This is a genomic window from Janthinobacterium sp. 1L-D-8-B-C4 (assembly GCF_057291295.1).
Genome location: NZ_JBXAVX010000023.1, coordinates 1 through 15,519 on the forward strand (window position 1 = coordinate 1; position 15,519 = coordinate 15,519).

General features: G+C 60.5%; 14 protein-coding genes. 10 read left to right on the forward strand and 4 right to left on the reverse strand.

The window, feature by feature from the left end:
• Positions 1-154: 154 nt before the first annotated feature.
• Complete coding sequence (locus tag AC0Z42_RS27990; protein WP_485471340.1) at positions 155-835, reverse strand: Fe2+-dependent dioxygenase; 681 nt, start codon at positions 833-835, stop codon at positions 155-157.
• Between the two features lie 388 nt (positions 836-1,223).
• On the opposite strand from AC0Z42_RS27990, the gene bfr reads away from it, so the two are divergent.
• Positions 1,224-1,700, forward strand: coding sequence for a bacterioferritin (gene bfr / locus AC0Z42_RS27995; protein WP_485471341.1), 477 nt, complete (start codon positions 1,224-1,226; stop codon positions 1,698-1,700).
• A gap of 56 nt (positions 1,701-1,756) precedes the next feature.
• Here the strand turns inward: bfr and AC0Z42_RS28000 are convergent, their stop codons facing one another.
• A complete protein-coding gene (locus tag AC0Z42_RS28000) occupies positions 1,757-2,374 on the reverse strand; it encodes a glutathione S-transferase N-terminal domain-containing protein (RefSeq protein WP_485471342.1) in 618 nt (205 codons plus the stop codon).
• 264 nt (positions 2,375-2,638) lie between these two features.
• Between AC0Z42_RS28000 and purB the strand changes: the two genes are divergently transcribed.
• From purB to AC0Z42_RS28020, 4 genes are all read left to right on the forward strand, one after another.
• Positions 2,639-4,018, forward strand: coding sequence for an adenylosuccinate lyase (gene purB, locus AC0Z42_RS28005; RefSeq protein WP_485471343.1), 1,380 nt, complete (start codon positions 2,639-2,641; stop codon positions 4,016-4,018).
• Between the two features lie 192 nt (positions 4,019-4,210).
• Complete coding sequence (locus tag AC0Z42_RS28010) at positions 4,211-4,735, forward strand: cytochrome b (protein WP_485471344.1); 525 nt, start codon at positions 4,211-4,213, stop codon at positions 4,733-4,735.
• A 39-nt stretch (positions 4,736-4,774) separates the two neighbouring features.
• A complete protein-coding gene (locus tag AC0Z42_RS28015) occupies positions 4,775-5,329 on the forward strand; it encodes a YceI family protein (RefSeq protein ID WP_485471345.1) in 555 nt (184 codons plus the stop codon).
• 34 nt (positions 5,330-5,363) lie between these two features.
• Positions 5,364-5,939, forward strand: a complete 576-nt coding sequence (locus AC0Z42_RS28020) for a YceI family protein (RefSeq protein ID WP_485471346.1) — start codon at positions 5,364-5,366, stop codon at positions 5,937-5,939.
• Here AC0Z42_RS28020 and AC0Z42_RS28025 read toward each other — a convergent pair.
• On the reverse strand, positions 5,926-6,081 hold the full coding sequence (locus tag AC0Z42_RS28025) for a hypothetical protein (RefSeq protein ID WP_485471347.1): 156 nt from the start codon (positions 6,079-6,081) through the stop codon (positions 5,926-5,928). The genes AC0Z42_RS28020 and AC0Z42_RS28025 overlap by 14 nt on opposite strands.
• Positions 6,082-6,132: 51 nt before the next feature.
• Between AC0Z42_RS28025 and AC0Z42_RS28030 the strand changes: the two genes are divergently transcribed.
• Both AC0Z42_RS28030 and AC0Z42_RS28035 read left to right on the forward strand, forming a co-directional pair.
• Complete coding sequence (locus AC0Z42_RS28030; protein WP_312437788.1) at positions 6,133-6,402, forward strand: GlsB/YeaQ/YmgE family stress response membrane protein; 270 nt, start codon at positions 6,133-6,135, stop codon at positions 6,400-6,402.
• Between the two features lie 251 nt (positions 6,403-6,653).
• Positions 6,654-8,807 (forward strand): S46 family peptidase, encoded by a 2,154-nt coding sequence (locus AC0Z42_RS28035; protein WP_485471348.1) that lies wholly within the window; start codon positions 6,654-6,656, stop codon positions 8,805-8,807.
• 68 nt (positions 8,808-8,875) lie between these two features.
• Here the strand turns inward: AC0Z42_RS28035 and AC0Z42_RS28040 are convergent, their stop codons facing one another.
• Positions 8,876-9,343 (reverse strand): hypothetical protein, encoded by a 468-nt coding sequence (locus tag AC0Z42_RS28040; RefSeq protein WP_485471349.1) that lies wholly within the window; start codon positions 9,341-9,343, stop codon positions 8,876-8,878.
• Between the two features lie 148 nt (positions 9,344-9,491).
• Here AC0Z42_RS28040 and AC0Z42_RS28045 point away from each other — a divergent pair, with 148 nt between their 5' ends.
• The 3 genes from AC0Z42_RS28045 to AC0Z42_RS28055 all read left to right on the forward strand — a co-directional run bounded on the left by AC0Z42_RS28045 (position 9,492) and on the right by AC0Z42_RS28055 (position 15,472).
• Entirely contained in the window at positions 9,492-11,180 is a 1,689-nt protein-coding gene (locus tag AC0Z42_RS28045) for a M14 family zinc carboxypeptidase (protein ID WP_485471350.1), read from the forward strand.
• A gap of 90 nt (positions 11,181-11,270) precedes the next feature.
• Positions 11,271-13,421 carry an FUSC family protein gene (locus tag AC0Z42_RS28050; protein WP_485471351.1) on the forward strand — a complete coding sequence of 717 codons (2,151 nt, stop codon included), beginning with the start codon at positions 11,271-11,273 and terminating at the stop codon, positions 13,419-13,421.
• Between the two features lie 95 nt (positions 13,422-13,516).
• A complete protein-coding gene (locus tag AC0Z42_RS28055; protein ID WP_485471352.1) occupies positions 13,517-15,472 on the forward strand; it encodes a phosphatase PAP2 family protein in 1,956 nt (651 codons plus the stop codon).
• Positions 15,473-15,519: the final 47 nt, after the last annotated feature.

Here is a 15,519-nt window from a genome sequence, read left to right on the forward strand (position 1 = left end):
AGCTCAAGCTAAAAGGGCTGAGTCCTGTGCAGTACAGAACTCAGTTCTTGAGCAGCTAGCAAATTAAACCGTCCAACTATTTGGGGTCAGTTCACTCCGGCCCGCCATTTTAGGCCTTGCATCTTTAAATGCATTGGACAGCTTATAGCGAGCACTAAATCTCCGCCCACATCCTGAGCAGGTTGTGATAATGCCCCGTCAACCCCACCGTCGCCTCCGAATCGCCATGCGTGCCGCGCACTTGCTGGATATTCTGATCCAGCTCGAACAACATGCTGCGCTTCCAGTCATCGCGCACCATGCTCTGGGTCCACAGGAATGAGCAGATGCGCTCGCCACTGGTGACGGGCAGCACGCGATGCACGCTGGTCGACGGATAGACGATGACGTCGCCGGCCGGCAGCTTGACTTCATGCGTGCCGTAGGAATCGACCACCACCAGTTCACCGCCCTCGTATTCTTCCGGTTCGCTCAGGAACACGGTCGACGAGACGTCGGCGCGCATCGACTGCATGCCGCCCTTGGGCGTGCGGATGGCGCCGTCGACATGCAGGCCATAGTGCTCGCCGCCGGCGTAGCTGTTGAAGAAGGGTGGCAGGATGCGCAGCGGCAGCGCGGCGGCAAAGAACAGCGGATTGGCCATCAGGGCGCGGCTGACGATCTCGCCCAGCTCCAGCGCCAGCGGCGAGCCTTCGGCCAGCTGTCGGTTGCGCTTGACCTTGGCGCCCTGCTCGCCCACGCTGGCGCGGCCATCGACCCAGTCGGTCTGCGCCAGGCGCTGGCGGAAATACGACACCTGTTCAGGCGTCAGCACGCCAGGTATATGCAGCATCATCTTGCTTTCCTTTGTAAATAAAAATCATTACCCGATTATCGCACCGGCCACCATGCCAAAACAGGCTTGAAAGCAAGAACCGCACAGCTTGCAACGGGCATCTGAAATGCGAATGAGTATGGCCTTCATTTGCCTTGACGAATAAAAATTGGCCGAGTGTGGCAATCCATTTGAGAATGGGTTTTATTCGCGCGATATTTACGTTAAAAATACGGAAAAACCATGTTTCAGGTCAAAAATGACTAACATTTTGCGCTATCATGCGGGCATAGCGAGACCGGCAAACAAGCAATCGCATGCGTCACCAGGCAGCCTTGGCGCCACCCGGTAGTGACCGCCCCAAGATCCGGTTTCATCATTGACCGCAGCACAGAACAAAGGAAATCCCATGAAGGGCGATAAAGAAGTCATCCGCATGCTCAACGCACAGCTCACCAACGAACTGTCGGCCATCAACCAGTACTTCCTGCATGCACGCATGTACAAGCACTGGGGCCTGGAAAAGCTGGGCAAGAAAGAATACGAAGAATCGATCGGCGAAATGAAACACGCCGACAAGCTGATCGACCGCATCCTGATGCTCGACGGCCTGCCTAACTTGCAAGCGCTGCACAAGCTGCTGATCGGCGAGAACACACCGGAAATGCTCGAATGCGATTTGAAACTGGAACGCGCCGCGCACGCCACCGTCAAGGAAGGCATCGCCATCAGCGAAAAGGCCGCCGACTATGTGTCGCGCGACCTGTTCCTGATGATTCTGGAAGACACCGAAGAGCATATCGACTGGCTGGAAACACAGATCGACCTGATCGCCAAGATCGGCCTGCAAAATTACCTGCAGAGCCAAATGGCGGTCGAAGAGTAATCTTCAGCGCCCAACAAAAAACCGGCAAGCCTGCCGGTTTTTTTTCGTCCGCGGTTTCAAGCCTGCGGTACGGTGTCCTTGAACGACTGCCGCTCGGACAATTTGTCGAACAATCGCGCCAGCGCCGGGTGTTCGCCGCGCCAGTCGATTTCAGGAAAGCGGAAGCTGAGCCAGCCCAGCGCGCAGCCGACCGCCACGTCGGCCAGCGTGTAGTTCTTGCCGGCGCAATACACGCTCTCGCCCAGGCGCGCGTCGAGCACGGCCAGGCCACGCGTGACCTTGTCGTGCTGGCGCGCGATCCACGCTTCGCTCTGCTGTTCGGGCGGGCGCTGGGCGCGCTCCAGGCGCATCAGCACGCCCGCGTCGAGGATGCCGTCGGCCAGCGCTTCCCAGTTCTTGATGTCGGCGCGCTCGCGGCCATTGCCGCCGGCCGGCAGCAGTTTGCACACCGGCGTGAGGGTGTCGAGGTATTCGACGATCACGCGCGAATCGAGCAGCGCGCTGCCGTCTTCCATCACCAGGCAAGGCACTTTGCCCAGCGGATTGGCTTCGGCGATGCGCGTCTCGGGCACCCACACGTTTTCCAGCTCGAAAGCATAGTCGAGCTTTTTCTCTGCCAGCACGATGCGGACTTTGCGGACATACGGGCTGGCGAGGGAACCGATCAGTTTCATGGACACTTTAAAGTAGACGAGGTGCTATCAGTATAGCATCGGCGCGGCCCGCATTTGGCAGCGTGCGACATGCCTGTCGGCCAGTGTGGCGGACATGCCGCATTCGGCCCGCGCACCGGCCGCCAGCATCAAAAGGGTGGCCAGCAGTGGTAAAATCGCTGTTTTCCCGTGGCGCCTTCCCTCTGCCAGCGCGTGACCAGCGCGCTTGCCCAGGCTCTGCTGCGCGCCACGCGCCCACCGTTTCATTAACTTGCGTCCGCTCTCATGACCTCTACTACTCCGTATTCCACGCTGTCGGCCCTGTCTCCGCTCGATGGCCGCTACGCCAGCAAGACCGATCTGCTGCGCCCGATCCTGTCCGAAGCCGGTTTCATGCACCACCGCGTGAAAGTGGAGATTTCCTGGCTGCAAGCGCTGTCGCAAGCGGGCTTCGACGAGATCAAGCCGTTCTCGGCGCAAGCGAACGCGCTGCTCGACAAAATGGCGGCTGACTTCTCGGAAGCCGACGCGGCCCGCATCAAGGCCATCGAAGCGGTCACCAACCATGACGTGAAAGCGGTTGAATACTGGCTCAAGGAGCAAGTCGCCGACGTGCCGGAACTGGTGGCCGCCTCGGAGTTCATCCACTTTGCCTGCACCTCGGAAGACATCAACAACACCTCGCACGGCATGATGCTCAAAGCTGCGCGCGACGGCGTGATGCTGCCAGCCTTGAGCGGCCTGGTGGCCAAGCTGACGCAGATCGCCCACGCCAATGCCGACGTACCAATGTTGTCGCGCACGCACGGCCAGACAGCCAGCCCGACCACCTTGGGCAAGGAATTTGCCAACGTCGTGGCGCGCTTGCAGCGCGCCGTGAAACGTATCGAACAGGTGGAAATCCTCGGCAAGATGAATGGCGCAGTAGGCAACTACAATGCCCATTTGTCGGCCTACCCGTCATTCGACTGGCCGGCGTTTTCGCAAGCCGTGATCGAACAGCGCCTGGGCCTGGTATTCAATCCGTACACCATCCAGATCGAGCCGCATGACTACATGGCCGAACTGTTCGACGCCTTCGCGCGCGTCAACACCATCCTGCTGGACCTGAACCGCGATATCTGGACCTATGTGTCGCTGGGCTACTTCAAGCAGAAACTGAAGGCCGGCGAAATCGGCTCGTCGACCATGCCGCACAAGGTCAACCCGATCGACTTTGAAAACTCGGAAGGCAACCTGGGCCTGGCCAACGCCGTGCTGAAACACCTGTCGGAAAAATTGCCGGTCTCGCGCATGCAGCGCGACCTGACCGATTCGACCGTGCTGCGCAATATCGGCGTCGGCCTGGGTTACACCTTGCTGGCCTACGACAGCTGCCTGCGCGGCCTGAACAAGCTGGAAGTAAACCACGCGCGCCTGGCGCAAGACCTGGATGCGACCTGGGAAGTGCTGGCCGAACCGGTGCAGACCGTGATGCGCCGCTATGGCATTGAAAACCCATATGAGCAACTGAAGGAACTGACGCGCGGCAAGGGCATTTCGAAAGAAGCGCTGCAAACCTTCGTCAACGGCCTGGCCATTCCGCAGGACGCGAAAGACGTGCTCTTGACCATGACGCCGGCAAATTACATCGGTATCGCGGCGCAGCTGGCCAAGGCCATCTAAGTACTGCACATCGGCGCCTGGCGACAGGTGCTTTCACTCCCTGCGGGGCGGCCGGCAAACAAATGCCGCCCGCCCCGCGGTTTTTATGCCGGTCTTTCTTGTAGAATCTGCAGCGCCCCTGCGCACTTTGTTTTTCTTTGGTATATTAGGCTGGATTAGTCCTAACACGTACTACTTTCAAGAAAGCAATCGATGCATCGCTACAGCAACACCGCCATCCTCCTGCACTGGCTGACCGCCCTGCTCATCATCAGCGCCTTCACCATGGGCCTGGTCATGGTCGATATCCCGGGCCTGACGCCGACCAAGCTCAAATACTTTTCCTGGCACAAATGGCTGGGCGTGACGGTGCTGGCGATCGCCGCCATCCGCCTGCTGTGGCGTAAAGCCAATGTGCCGCCACCGCATCCGGCCAGCATGGTCGCCTGGCAAAAAAAGGCGGCCGACGCCATGCACGTGCTGCTGTATATCCTGATCTTTGCCGTGCCAGTTTCCGGCTATCTGTACACCCTGGCGGCAGGCGTGCCGGTGGTCTACCTGGGCCTGTTCCAGCTGCCCGTCATCATGGCACCCAATCCCGAGCTTAAGCCGCTCTTAAAAGACATTCACTATGTTCTGAACATGACAATGGCCGCGGCCGTTGCCGCCCACGTACTGGCGGCGCTCAAGCACCAGTTCATCGACAAGGATGGCGTCCTCAAACGCATGCTTCCGTGATCGCGCACCTCCCTTTACTGAACTACCAGGAAAAATAAAATGAAAACCACCCAACGCATTGTCCTCGCTTCCCTGCTGGGCCTGTCCGTGGCCGCCACCGCCGCCACCCTGCTGAAAACCGATCCCGCCAAGTCGAGCGTCTCGGCCGTCTTCAAGCAAATGAATGTGCCGGTCGAAGCGAAGTTCAAGAAATTCAATATCGCCATCGATTACAACCCGGCCACGCCGGACGCCTCCAAGGCAACCGTGGAAATCGACACGGCCAGCATCGACATTGGCGACCCGGAATACAACAAGGAGGTAGCGAAGAAAGAATGGTTCAACGCGGCCCAGTTCCCGAAAGCGACGTTTGTGTCGAGCGGCATCAAGGCGGCCGGCGCCGGCAAGCTGACCGTCACCGGCAAGCTCAACATCAAGGGCAAGGCCACCGACGTGAGCTTCCCGTTGACCGTGAAAGCCGAAGGCGGCAAGTACACGTTTGACGGCGCCCTGCCGATCAAGCGCCTGACCTACAACATCGGCGAAGGCGAGTGGAAAGACACCAGCATGGTCGCCGACGAGGTAACGATTAAATTCCACGTAGCAGCGCAGTAAAAACCATCCCGACGGTAAACCTTTTAGGACTTCAATGAAAATTTCGCACTTGATGATCGCCATGCTGGCCGCCGCCAGCGCTGGTTCGGCCATGGCCGCCGCCGATACGTACAACCTCGACCCGACCCATACCTTCCCCAGCTTTGAAGCCGATCACATGGGCATGTCCGTCTGGCGCGGCAAGTTCAACAAGACCAAGGGTACGGTCACCCTGGACCGCGCTGCCAAGACCGGCTCGCTGGACCTGGTGATCGAAGCCGATTCGATCGACTTCGGCCTCGATGCGATGAATACCCACGCCAAGAAAGCGGACATGTTCAACGTGGAAAAATTCCCGCAAATCACCTACAAGAGCAACAAGCTCAAGTTCACCGGTGATCAGTTGACCGAAGTCGACGGCGAACTGACCCTGCTGGGCGTGACCAAACCGGTAACACTGAAGGTGGACAAGTTCAAGTGCATCATGCACCCGCGCTACAAGCGTGAAGTGTGCGGCGCAAACGCCACGGCCCAATTCAAGCGCGACGACTTTGGCCTGAGCTTCGGCCTGCCGGCGTTCTCGCCGGAAGTCAAGCTGGCGATTCAGGTGGAAGCCATCAAGGCTGATTAAGATAGTCGTTGGTCAAAAAGCCCGCCTCGCTGCCAGCAGCCAGGCGGGCTTTTTTCATGCGGCGACGGCGTAGCAAGTTGTCATGCATGTGCACTGCCGCACCGACCGAAGCGCGCAGCTGGCGCAAGATGTGATCAGCCATCAGCACTGCTGGCGCAAACCACAACCATTTCTTGATCGGGCGGAGGATCACATGAATTTCATTATCTGGATAGTTATCGGTGGCGTGATAGGCTGGCTGGCCAGCATGGTCATGAAAACCAATGCGCAACAAGGCATCTTCCTGAACATCGTGGTCGGCATCGTTGGCGCCTTCCTCGGCGGCTGGCTGCTGGCCCCACTGTTCGGCACGGGCACCATCAATAGCGACAACTTCAGCCTTGCATCCTTGCTGGTTTCCTTCCTGGGCGCCGTGATCCTGCTGGGCATTGTCAACTTGCTGCGTCGAGGCAAGATGCGTTAAGCCGGCATGCCTGTCGTGCGGCTGTCAATACGATAGCCGAAAAGCAATAACTTTCACCATGGCCGGGCCGCGCAAGCGCCCGGCCATGGTCATTCTTTGTCTGGCGCATGCGACACGGTTGACCTTGTGATACGGAAAATGTCATTGACTAGTCACACGGTGATACGGATACTCTAGGTCGCCCGCTGAAAAAATCAGCGGGTACAGCCGCTAAAATCCGACTTCCCTTCATGTAAAAGACCAGAACTCGAATGAAAAAATCCCTGATTGCGCTCGCTATCCTGAGCAATTTTGCACACGCCGACGAAGGCATGTGGATGCCACAACAGCTGCCACAAGTAGCCAAGGAATTGAAAGCCGCCGGCCTGAAACTGGACCCGGCCACCCTGACCAAGCTGACCGAATTCCCGATGGGCGCCATCGTCAGCCTGGGCGGCTGCTCGGCCTCGTTTGTCTCGCCGCAAGGCCTGGTTGCCACCAACCACCATTGCGTCTACAACAGCGTGGCGATCAATTCCACCAAGGAGCGCGATCTGCTGGCCAACGGTTTCCTGGCCAAGACTTTCGCTGAAGAACTGCCGGCCGCGCCAGGCAGCCGCATCTTCGTCACCTCGGCCGTAACCAATGTCAGCGACAAGATCATCACCGCCGACGTGGCCAAGCTGCAAGGCAAGGCACGCATCGACGCGATCGAAAAAAACCAGAAGAAACTGGTCGCCGAATGCGAAAAAGAAGCGGGCTTCCGCTGCACCGTGTCGGCCTACTACGGCGGCCTGGAGTTCTACCTGATCAAGCAACTGGAAATTCGCGACGTGCGCCTGGTCCATGCACCACCGGCCGGCGTGGGCAAGTTCGGCGGCGACACCGACAACTGGATGTGGCCACGCCACACGGGCGACTACGGTTTCTACCGCGCCTATGTCAGCCGCGACGGCAAAGCTGCCGACTTCAGCAAGGACAACGTGCCGTATCAGCCGAAACACGTGCTGAAACTGGCCAAGGATGGCTTGAAAGAAGGCGATTTCGTGATGGCGCTGGGCTACCCCGGCCGCACCAACCGTCACCGCCTGCCGTCGGAAGTAGCGTTCACGTTTGACTGGAACTACCCTGCGTTTGTCAAAGCCTCGGGCGAAACGCTGGCCATCATCGCGCGCGAAACCAAAGACAACAAGGACGTCGCGCTGAAATACGCGGGCCAAGTTGCCGGCGTGAACAATTACTACAAGAACCGCCAGGGCATGCTGGACTCCTACGCGGGCAGCGACTTCCTGGCCCGCAAGACGGCCGAACATGAAGCGCTGAAAACCTGGGTCAACGCCAACGCCGCCCGCAAGGCCGAGTTCGCCGGCGACATCGAGCAGGTGGAAAAGCTGATCGCCGAGCGCGACGCCGACACCAAGCGCGACTTCTTCCTGGGCTACGCGCAGCCACGCCTGCTGAGCACGGCACGCAGCCTGTACCGCCTGGCCAATGAAAGCACCAAGGCCGATACCGAGCGCAAATCGGGTTACCAGACGCGCGACCTGCCACGCCTGGAATCGAGCATCTCCTCGGTCGAGCGCACCTACGATGAAAAAGTCGACAAGGCGCTGGTACTGAACAGCCTGGCCAAGTACGCCGCCCAGCCAGCAGCCCAGCGCCGCGCCAGCTTTGACGCCGCCATCGGCATCAAGGACGGCATGTCGCAAGCCGACCTGGCAGCAGCACTGGACAAGCTGTATGCCGGCAGCAAGCTGGGCGACAAGGCAGAACGCACGGAATGGCTGAAACGCACGCCAGCCGAATTCCAAGCCAGCAAGGATACCTTTATCCAGGCAGCCGTTGCCATGTATCCGGATTCGCTGAAAAACGAAGCGGAAGACGAAGAGCTGTCGGGCAAGATCCAGCAGTCGTACGCCAACTACATGAAAGCAAAGATCGCCTACATGAAGAGCAAGGGCCAAGCCGTCTATCCTGACGCCAACAGCACCCTGCGCGTGACGTTCGGCAAAGTTGCTTCGCGTGACCACGGCGCCGACGGCACCACCTGGACCGCGTTTACCACCGTCAATGGGGTGGTCGCCAAAGCCACCGGCGAAGGCGAATTCAACGCGCCTGCGAACCAGCTGGCAGCGATCAAGGCCAAGGACTTCGGCAAATTTGTCGATCCGAAACTGAAAACCGTGCCGGTCGATTACCTGGCCACCCTGGACATCACCGGCGGCAACTCCGGTTCGGCTGCGCTGAACTCGAAAGGTGAATTCATCGGCCTGGCCTTCGATGGCACGCTGGACTCGATCATTTCCGATTGGGACTACAACAAGGCCAACACCCGTTCGATCCAGGTCGACCTGCGTTACATGCTGTGGAACATGAAGCATGTCGATCACGCCGACAATCTGCTGAAAGAAATGGGCGCTGAATAAGTAGTCAACCAGCCCGGCGACGGGCAGTTGCAGCCTGGGCCACTTCTTCGGAAGTGGCTTTTTTTCGTCTAGCGCCTGAGATTGGAAAACCGGTATGGCGAGGTTTGCCGCTGCACGCCATGCAGGATCACGCGCTGGCCATGCTCCAGTGGCAGGGCCAGGTCGGCGCCCGGATAGCGCTGCGCCAGCAGGGGATAATCCACCGGTTCCATGCTGGCGGCCGGGATCACGATACGGTAGCCATTGTCGCCAAAGTCCAGCAACAGGGCGGGCAAGTCGCCCGGGCCTGGCAACGCCGTGATTTCCACACGCACCTTGCCCTTGCGCCGGGTCATCGACTGCCACAGCGGCAAGCTGCCCGACCTCAAGCGCAGATCGACGGCTTGCCCGGCTGGTTCGGCGACTGCGCCATCGAGCGCCAGCAGCATGCCGCGATAGCGTATCAATGCACCATCGGCGGCGATGGTCACCGAACCGTCATGGGCGGCAGCACTGCTGGCGTACCAGCACAGCAGGATAATGATGATGGTGCGCATGGCGCCTCCCGTTTGTGAGGCTTATTGATAACACGGCCTTTGATACCGCCTTCTGCACCGCATCAAGCCGAAGACGCCGGTGCTACAATTGCCCCCTTGCGAGCGCGCTTATCCAGCGTGCTTTCCGCCCCCTCAGACTCAGACCGCCATGCCACAAGACTTGCGCACAACCTACGAACTCGGTAACCACAACCAGACCACGACCTGGCTGGAATGCATCACTTTCTACAAAGAACTCGCCGCACGCTATCCACAAGTGCTGCATTTTGAACAGATCGGCCTGTCCGATTCGGGCGTGCCGATCCACGCTGGCGTGGTCAGCGCCGACGGCGTGTTCGACCGCGCGCAGATCAAGCAGGCAGGGCGTACCGTATTTTTCAACAACAACGGCATCCACCCGGGCGAACCGGAAGGCATTGACGCCTGCATGGCCATCGTGCGCGACTTGTGCACCGACCCGGCCCGCCTGGCGGCGCTGGGCAGCACCGTGCTGCTGTTTATTCCAATCTACAACGTCGATGGCAGCCTGAACCGTGCCAATACTTCGCGCGTCAACCAGGATGGCCCGGAACAGTTCGGCTTTCGCGGCAACAGCCGCCACCTGGACCTGAACCGCGACTTCATCAAGTGCGACAGCCTGAACGCGCAGGTATTCAACCGCCTGCTGGCCAGCTGGGACCCGGACGTGATGGTCGACACCCATACGTCCAACGGTGCTGACTACCCGTACACCATGACCCTGATCCACACGCAGACGGACAAGCTGGGCAATGGCCTGGGCCCCTTCCTGCAAGACACCATGCTGCCGCATATCTTCGCGCACATGGAAGCAGCAGGCTGGCCGACCTGCCCGTATGTGAATCCGCTCAAGGACAGCCCCGACCATGGGATTGCGGAATTTTTGGAAGTGCCGCGCTTTTCGACCGGCTTTGCGGCCCTGCACCATGTGATCGGCTTCATGCCCGAAACGCATATGTTGAAACCGTTCGCCGACCGTTACGCCTCGATGCGCGCCCTGCTCGACATCACTATGGCGTTTACGGTCGAGCATGGCGAGCAGATCCGTCAATTGCGCGCGCAAGCAAAAGCCGCCGGCCGCCAGCAGCGCGAATGGCCGGTCAGCTGGCGCATGAACGAAGAGCAGCCGTCGACCTTCCGCTTCAAGGGCTATCAGGCGCAATATACGCCCAGCGTGATCGGTGATTACCAGCGCCTGTCGTACGACCGCTCGCAGCCGTGGGAAGCCGATATCAAGTATTACAACCGCTTCGACGCCGATGTGGTGGTGCCGGCGCCAAAAGCCTATGTGGTGCCGCAAGCCTGGCGCGAAGTGATCGACCGCCTGCGCTGGAATGGCGTTGAAATGAGCCGCATCACCAGCGAACAGACCGTAACGGCGCGCTACTACCATATCGAGGAAGTCGGCACGCGCGCTACCGCCTACGAAGGCCATATGTTCCATGACACCGTGGAAGTGGAAGCGCGCACGGCGCAGTTCACCCTGGTGGCGGGCGACTATATGGTCAGCCTGGACCAGGACCAGGCGCGCTATGTGGTCGAAACCCTGGAGCCGCAGGCGCACGACAGCTTTTTCCGCTGGGGCTTTTTCAACAGCGTGCTGGAAAAGAAGGAAGCGTTTTCCGATTATGTATTCGAGGACATGGCGTTCGAATTGCTGCGCGACGAACCGCTACTGGCGGCCAAGTTTGCCGAATGGAAAACGGCCAACCCCGATTTGCTGAGCAATCAGGAAGCCGTGCTCGACTTTATCTTTGAAAACTGCCAGCGCTTTGCCGAGCCTGAGTGGCGGCGCTACCCGGTGCTGGCCCTGAACTGATCCGGGCTGCAAGAAATCGTACTATCCTGGCGCTGCAGCGGAGACCCCGGTGCAGCGCCTCTTTCTGTGCTCTGCCCACAAGGTACAACCATGCACTACGCACTGAACCTGCGCACCTTTATTTACAGCCATTATTTTTACCTGGGCTTGCGCGTGGCCATCGGCCTGGTCGGCCTTACCTTGCTGACGCTGGAAATCAGCGACAGCGCTACCGCCATGACGGTCGGCATCGGCGCGCTATGCACCACCCTGATGGACATGCCCAGCCCGCTGCGCCACAAATTCAACGAAATGCTGGCCTCGGTGCTGCTGTGCAGCTTTGTGACCCTGTTGATCAGCCTGTGCGGCCCGGTGCAATGGTTGTTGATGACGGTGCTGGTGCTGGTGAGCTTCCTGGCCAGCATGATGGTGGTGTACGGCAAAAAGTCGATGCCTTTGCAACTGGCCGCGCTGTTCATCATGACTATGTCGATGGAGCACCAGATGACATGGCAGCAGTCGTTCCACCATGCGGGCCTGTTCATGCTGGGCGGCCTGGCGTATTTGGCCTATGCAATGGCGGTGGCCTGGGTATTGCGCCACCGTATCAAGCAGCAGGTGCTGGCCGAGGCGCTGTTCGAACTGGCCGCGTATATCGATATCAAGGCCGATTTTTATGATGCGCGTTTCAACCTGACGGAACAGTTCAACAAACTGGTGCGCCACCAGAGCATCCTGGCCGACCGCCAGCAGGCCTCGCGCGATCTGATTTTGCGCAGCCACAAGAACAGCAAGGACGCCATCGTGGTGCAGGTTCATGTCTGCATGCTGGACCTGTACGAACTGATCCTGTCGACCCACACCGATTACGCGCTGCTGCGCCAGCACCTGGCCGATTCCGAGGTCTTGAATTCCCTGCATGACCTGGCCTACAAGGCGGCGCGCGATATCGAGTCCGTCGCCTACGCCGTCACGCGCAAGCGTGCCTCGTATGCGCAGATCAGTTACGACAAGGAATGGCTTGATATCGAGGCGGAAATTGCCCGCCTGCAGGCCAAAGGCGATAGCGCGCAGGAAGCGCTGGCGACCTTGCGCGCGCAGCGCAACAAGATCCGCGCCATTTTGAAAATGATCGGCGAGCTGCACCTGGCCAGCCAGAAGGTCTATGCCGATGTGCCGTTCTGGAGCGGCGCCGACATGGCACCGTTCCTGTCGCAGCAAAAATACGAACTGACCACCCTGCTGTCGCAGCTGCGCCCGGAGTCGCCGATCTTTCGCTTCGCGCTGCGCGTGGCGATGGCCATTTCGGTCGGTCTGTTGATCGGCCACTGGTTGCCGTATGCGGCGCACAGCTACTGGATCGTCCTGACCATCGTCATTATCTTGCGGCCTACCTTCAGCATGACGCGACAGCGCCGCGCCGACCGCATTATCGGCACCATCATCGGCTGCGTGGCGACCGCTATCGTGATCCGCTACGTGCACAGCAATATCGCGCTGATGGCAATTCTGTTCCTGTCGATCGTCGCCACGCCCACCTTTATCTACCTGCGCTACCGCTATACGGCAATTGCCGTCAGCCTGATGATTTTGCTGCAGATGCACCTGGTGGCGCCGAGCAATCCGAACCTGGTCAGCGAGCGCCTGATCGACACCCTGATCGGCGCGGCGGTGGCCACCGTGTTCAGCTTTGTGCTGGCCAACTGGGAATACCAGAGCCTGCCACGATTGATCCGCCAGGTACTGACCGTGAATCTGTCCTATATGGAGGCCAGCTTCGAACTGCTGCAAGGCAAGTGTTTCGACGACTTTGCCTACCGCATCGAGCGCAAGCGCCTGATGGACAGCCTGGCTGCGCTGAGTTCGGCACTGGTGCGCATGCTCGACGAGCCAGCCAGCAAGCAGCGCGCGGTGGAAGACATCAACCTGTTTATCGTGCAGAACTATCTGCTGGTGGCGCATGTGGCAGCGCTGCGCTCGATCCTGGGCCGCCACGCCAGCGAGCTGCCGGTGGCGCCCGTCAATGCGCTATTGACGCATAGCCATACGCAAGTGTGCAGAACCCTGTCACGCGCGCTGGATCAGCTTGACAACCAGGCCGCCATCAGCGCACCGCAGCCGGCGTTGCCAGCGCCTTCTGTGGCCGACCCAAGCTGGTCGGGCTGGCCGCTGGTGCAGCGGCGCATTCGATTGTTGCAGGCCGATGCCGACAAGATCGTGGTGCATAGCGCGGCGATCGTGCATATCGTGGCGCCAAGGTAAGGCCCGGCACGCTACGGCGGCGTCATGAAGGCGTCATAAAGCGCGGCTATGCTGCGGAGGTTTTTTCCAGCCTCCCACTACGTCAAGGTTTCCACATGCACGCATTTCCCATGACCCGCCGCCTGCCCTTGGCGCTGGCCATCAGCGCCGCCCTCGCCCTCGCCGCCTGCGGCGGTTCCGATCACAATGACGATACCGCGCTGATGATTCCAGCCGCCCCGGCCGACCAGGGCGCGCCCGATACGGCGCTGCCATCGGCCACGGCCTTGCCGTTTGTCGACAATGTCGCCAGCAACCAGCGCGGCGACGCCCGCTACGCCACGGCCGCCAGCAACGCCGGCGTGCGCGTGCTGATCGGCATGCTCGATATCTGGAAACCGCTGACGGAAATCGTCGACGCCGGCGTCACCGCGCCCGCCGTCGGCGCCTTCCCGGCCGTGACGCAATCGGCCTGGACCGGCGTGCCGAACGATGGCACGCCAGGCGGCACCATCGTCAACGCAGCGGTGCACAACGCCAATATCGATTACGTGGTGAAAGCCACCACCAGCCGCACCCCGGCGCAGGAACTGGCGGCCTATCTGGACGACCGCCGCGGCAAGGGCTACAGCATTACCGACGGCATGGGCCCTCTGACCGACGCCTGGCGCAGCGCCGCGCGCCAGAGCACCAGCATCACGGCCATCGCGCCGGACGCCACCACCGTGCTGTACAACGACAGCGGCAGCAACACCGGCGTGGCCGGCAGCAGCAATGCCGAATTCGGCAACGTGGTCGCGCTGGTCAACGCCATGGGCAACAATGGCTCGACCGAACCGGCCAAGCGCTTCTACAAATATGCACGTCCATATCGCTGGAGCAGCAATGTGGTCTTGATCCCGGCACTGGTGCCGGCCAAGAGCGCCACGCCATCGACTGACGGCGGCTTTACCAGCGGCCACTCGGCCGAAGCCGTGCGCGGCGCGGTGGGCATGGCCTATGTGCTGCCCGAGCGCTACCAGGAAATGGTGGCGCGTGGCCTGGAACTGGGCGAGAACCGCATTATCGCCGGCATGCATTCGCCGCTCGACGTGATCAGCGGCAGGGTGCAGGCGCAAGCGATTGCCGCCGCCAACCTGTTGGATAGCGCCACGGCCGCCACCAAGGCCGCCGCCGTCACGCAGGCGCACACCACCCTGATGGCAAAGACCGGCACCACCGCCGACAACTTTTATGACTACGCCCACTCGGGCACCAGCGCCAACGACCGCTTTGGCGACTACGCCGCCAACAAGGCCGCGTATATCCGCCGCATGACGTTTGGCTTTGCCCAGACCGGTTCGGCTACTGTGCCCGCCGTGGTGCCGAAAGGCGCGGAAGTGCTGCTGGAAACACGCTTGCCGTATCTGTCCGACGCGCAGCGCCGCGTGGTGCTGAAAACCACGGCCATGCCATCGGGCTACCCGGTGATGGACGATGCTGAAGGCTGGGGCCGCCTGAACCTGTTTGCCGCCGCCGATGGCTATGGCGTATTGACCGGCAATGTGGTGGTGGCGATGGATGCGGCCAAGGGCGGCTTCAATGCCATGGACCGCTGGCGCAACGACATCAGCGGCGCAGGCAAGCTGAACAAGCAAGGCACGGGCACCCTGAAACTGGCCGGCAACAACAGCTGGAGCGGCGGCACACAAGTCGAAGCCGGCCGCCTGGAAGCGCTGTCGGCCACGGCCTTCGGCAAGGGCGACGTGTATGTCAGCGGCGGCACGCTGGTCAGCAGTGCGGCCACCAGCCTGGCGCTGGCGGCAAAGTACACGCAGCTGGCAACCGGCAACCTGGAATTGAAACTGGGCAGCGGCCAAGGCGGCCGTTTGACGGTGGCCGGCGCGATGACGGTGGCCGGCGGCAGCCTGAAGGTGACGTTCCAGAACGGCTACAAGCCGGCCGCCGGCGACACCTTGAGCGTCATCGGCGCGGCCAGCCTGAAGGGCAAGTTCGACAGCATAACCGTCGATGGCTTCAAGGTCACGCCGACTTATACTGCGACGGGCTTGCAGCTGAAGCTGGACGTGTAAAAACCGGAGCTTGTATAGGGCGTAGGTCGGATTAGCGAGGCCTCACC

Excerpts from the sequence above, each read along its gene's own strand:
- bfr (WP_485471341.1), top strand. The coding sequence starts at position 1,224 with ATGAAGGGCGATAAAGAAGTCATCCGCATGCTCAACGCACAGCTCACC.
- AC0Z42_RS28030 (WP_312437788.1), top strand. The coding sequence starts at position 6,133 with ATGAATTTCATTATCTGGATAGTTATCGGTGGCGTGATAGGCTGGCTG.
- AC0Z42_RS28040 (WP_485471349.1), bottom strand. The coding sequence starts at position 9,343 with ATGCGCACCATCATCATTATCCTGCTGTGCTGGTACGCCAGCAGTGCT.
- AC0Z42_RS28035 (WP_485471348.1), top strand. The coding sequence starts at position 6,654 with ATGAAAAAATCCCTGATTGCGCTCGCTATCCTGAGCAATTTTGCACAC.
- AC0Z42_RS28055 (WP_485471352.1), top strand. The coding sequence starts at position 13,517 with ATGCACGCATTTCCCATGACCCGCCGCCTGCCCTTGGCGCTGGCCATC.
- purB (WP_485471343.1), top strand. The coding sequence starts at position 2,639 with ATGACCTCTACTACTCCGTATTCCACGCTGTCGGCCCTGTCTCCGCTC.
- AC0Z42_RS27990 (WP_485471340.1), bottom strand. The coding sequence starts at position 835 with ATGATGCTGCATATACCTGGCGTGCTGACGCCTGAACAGGTGTCGTAT.
- AC0Z42_RS28025 (WP_485471347.1), bottom strand. The coding sequence starts at position 6,081 with ATGGCTGATCACATCTTGCGCCAGCTGCGCGCTTCGGTCGGTGCGGCA.
- AC0Z42_RS28015 (WP_485471345.1), top strand. The coding sequence starts at position 4,775 with ATGAAAACCACCCAACGCATTGTCCTCGCTTCCCTGCTGGGCCTGTCC.
- AC0Z42_RS28050 (WP_485471351.1), top strand. The coding sequence starts at position 11,271 with ATGCACTACGCACTGAACCTGCGCACCTTTATTTACAGCCATTATTTT.
- AC0Z42_RS28010 (WP_485471344.1), top strand. The coding sequence starts at position 4,211 with ATGCATCGCTACAGCAACACCGCCATCCTCCTGCACTGGCTGACCGCC.
- AC0Z42_RS28020 (WP_485471346.1), top strand. The coding sequence starts at position 5,364 with ATGAAAATTTCGCACTTGATGATCGCCATGCTGGCCGCCGCCAGCGCT.
- AC0Z42_RS28000 (WP_485471342.1), bottom strand. The coding sequence starts at position 2,374 with ATGAAACTGATCGGTTCCCTCGCCAGCCCGTATGTCCGCAAAGTCCGC.
- AC0Z42_RS28045 (WP_485471350.1), top strand. The coding sequence starts at position 9,492 with ATGCCACAAGACTTGCGCACAACCTACGAACTCGGTAACCACAACCAG.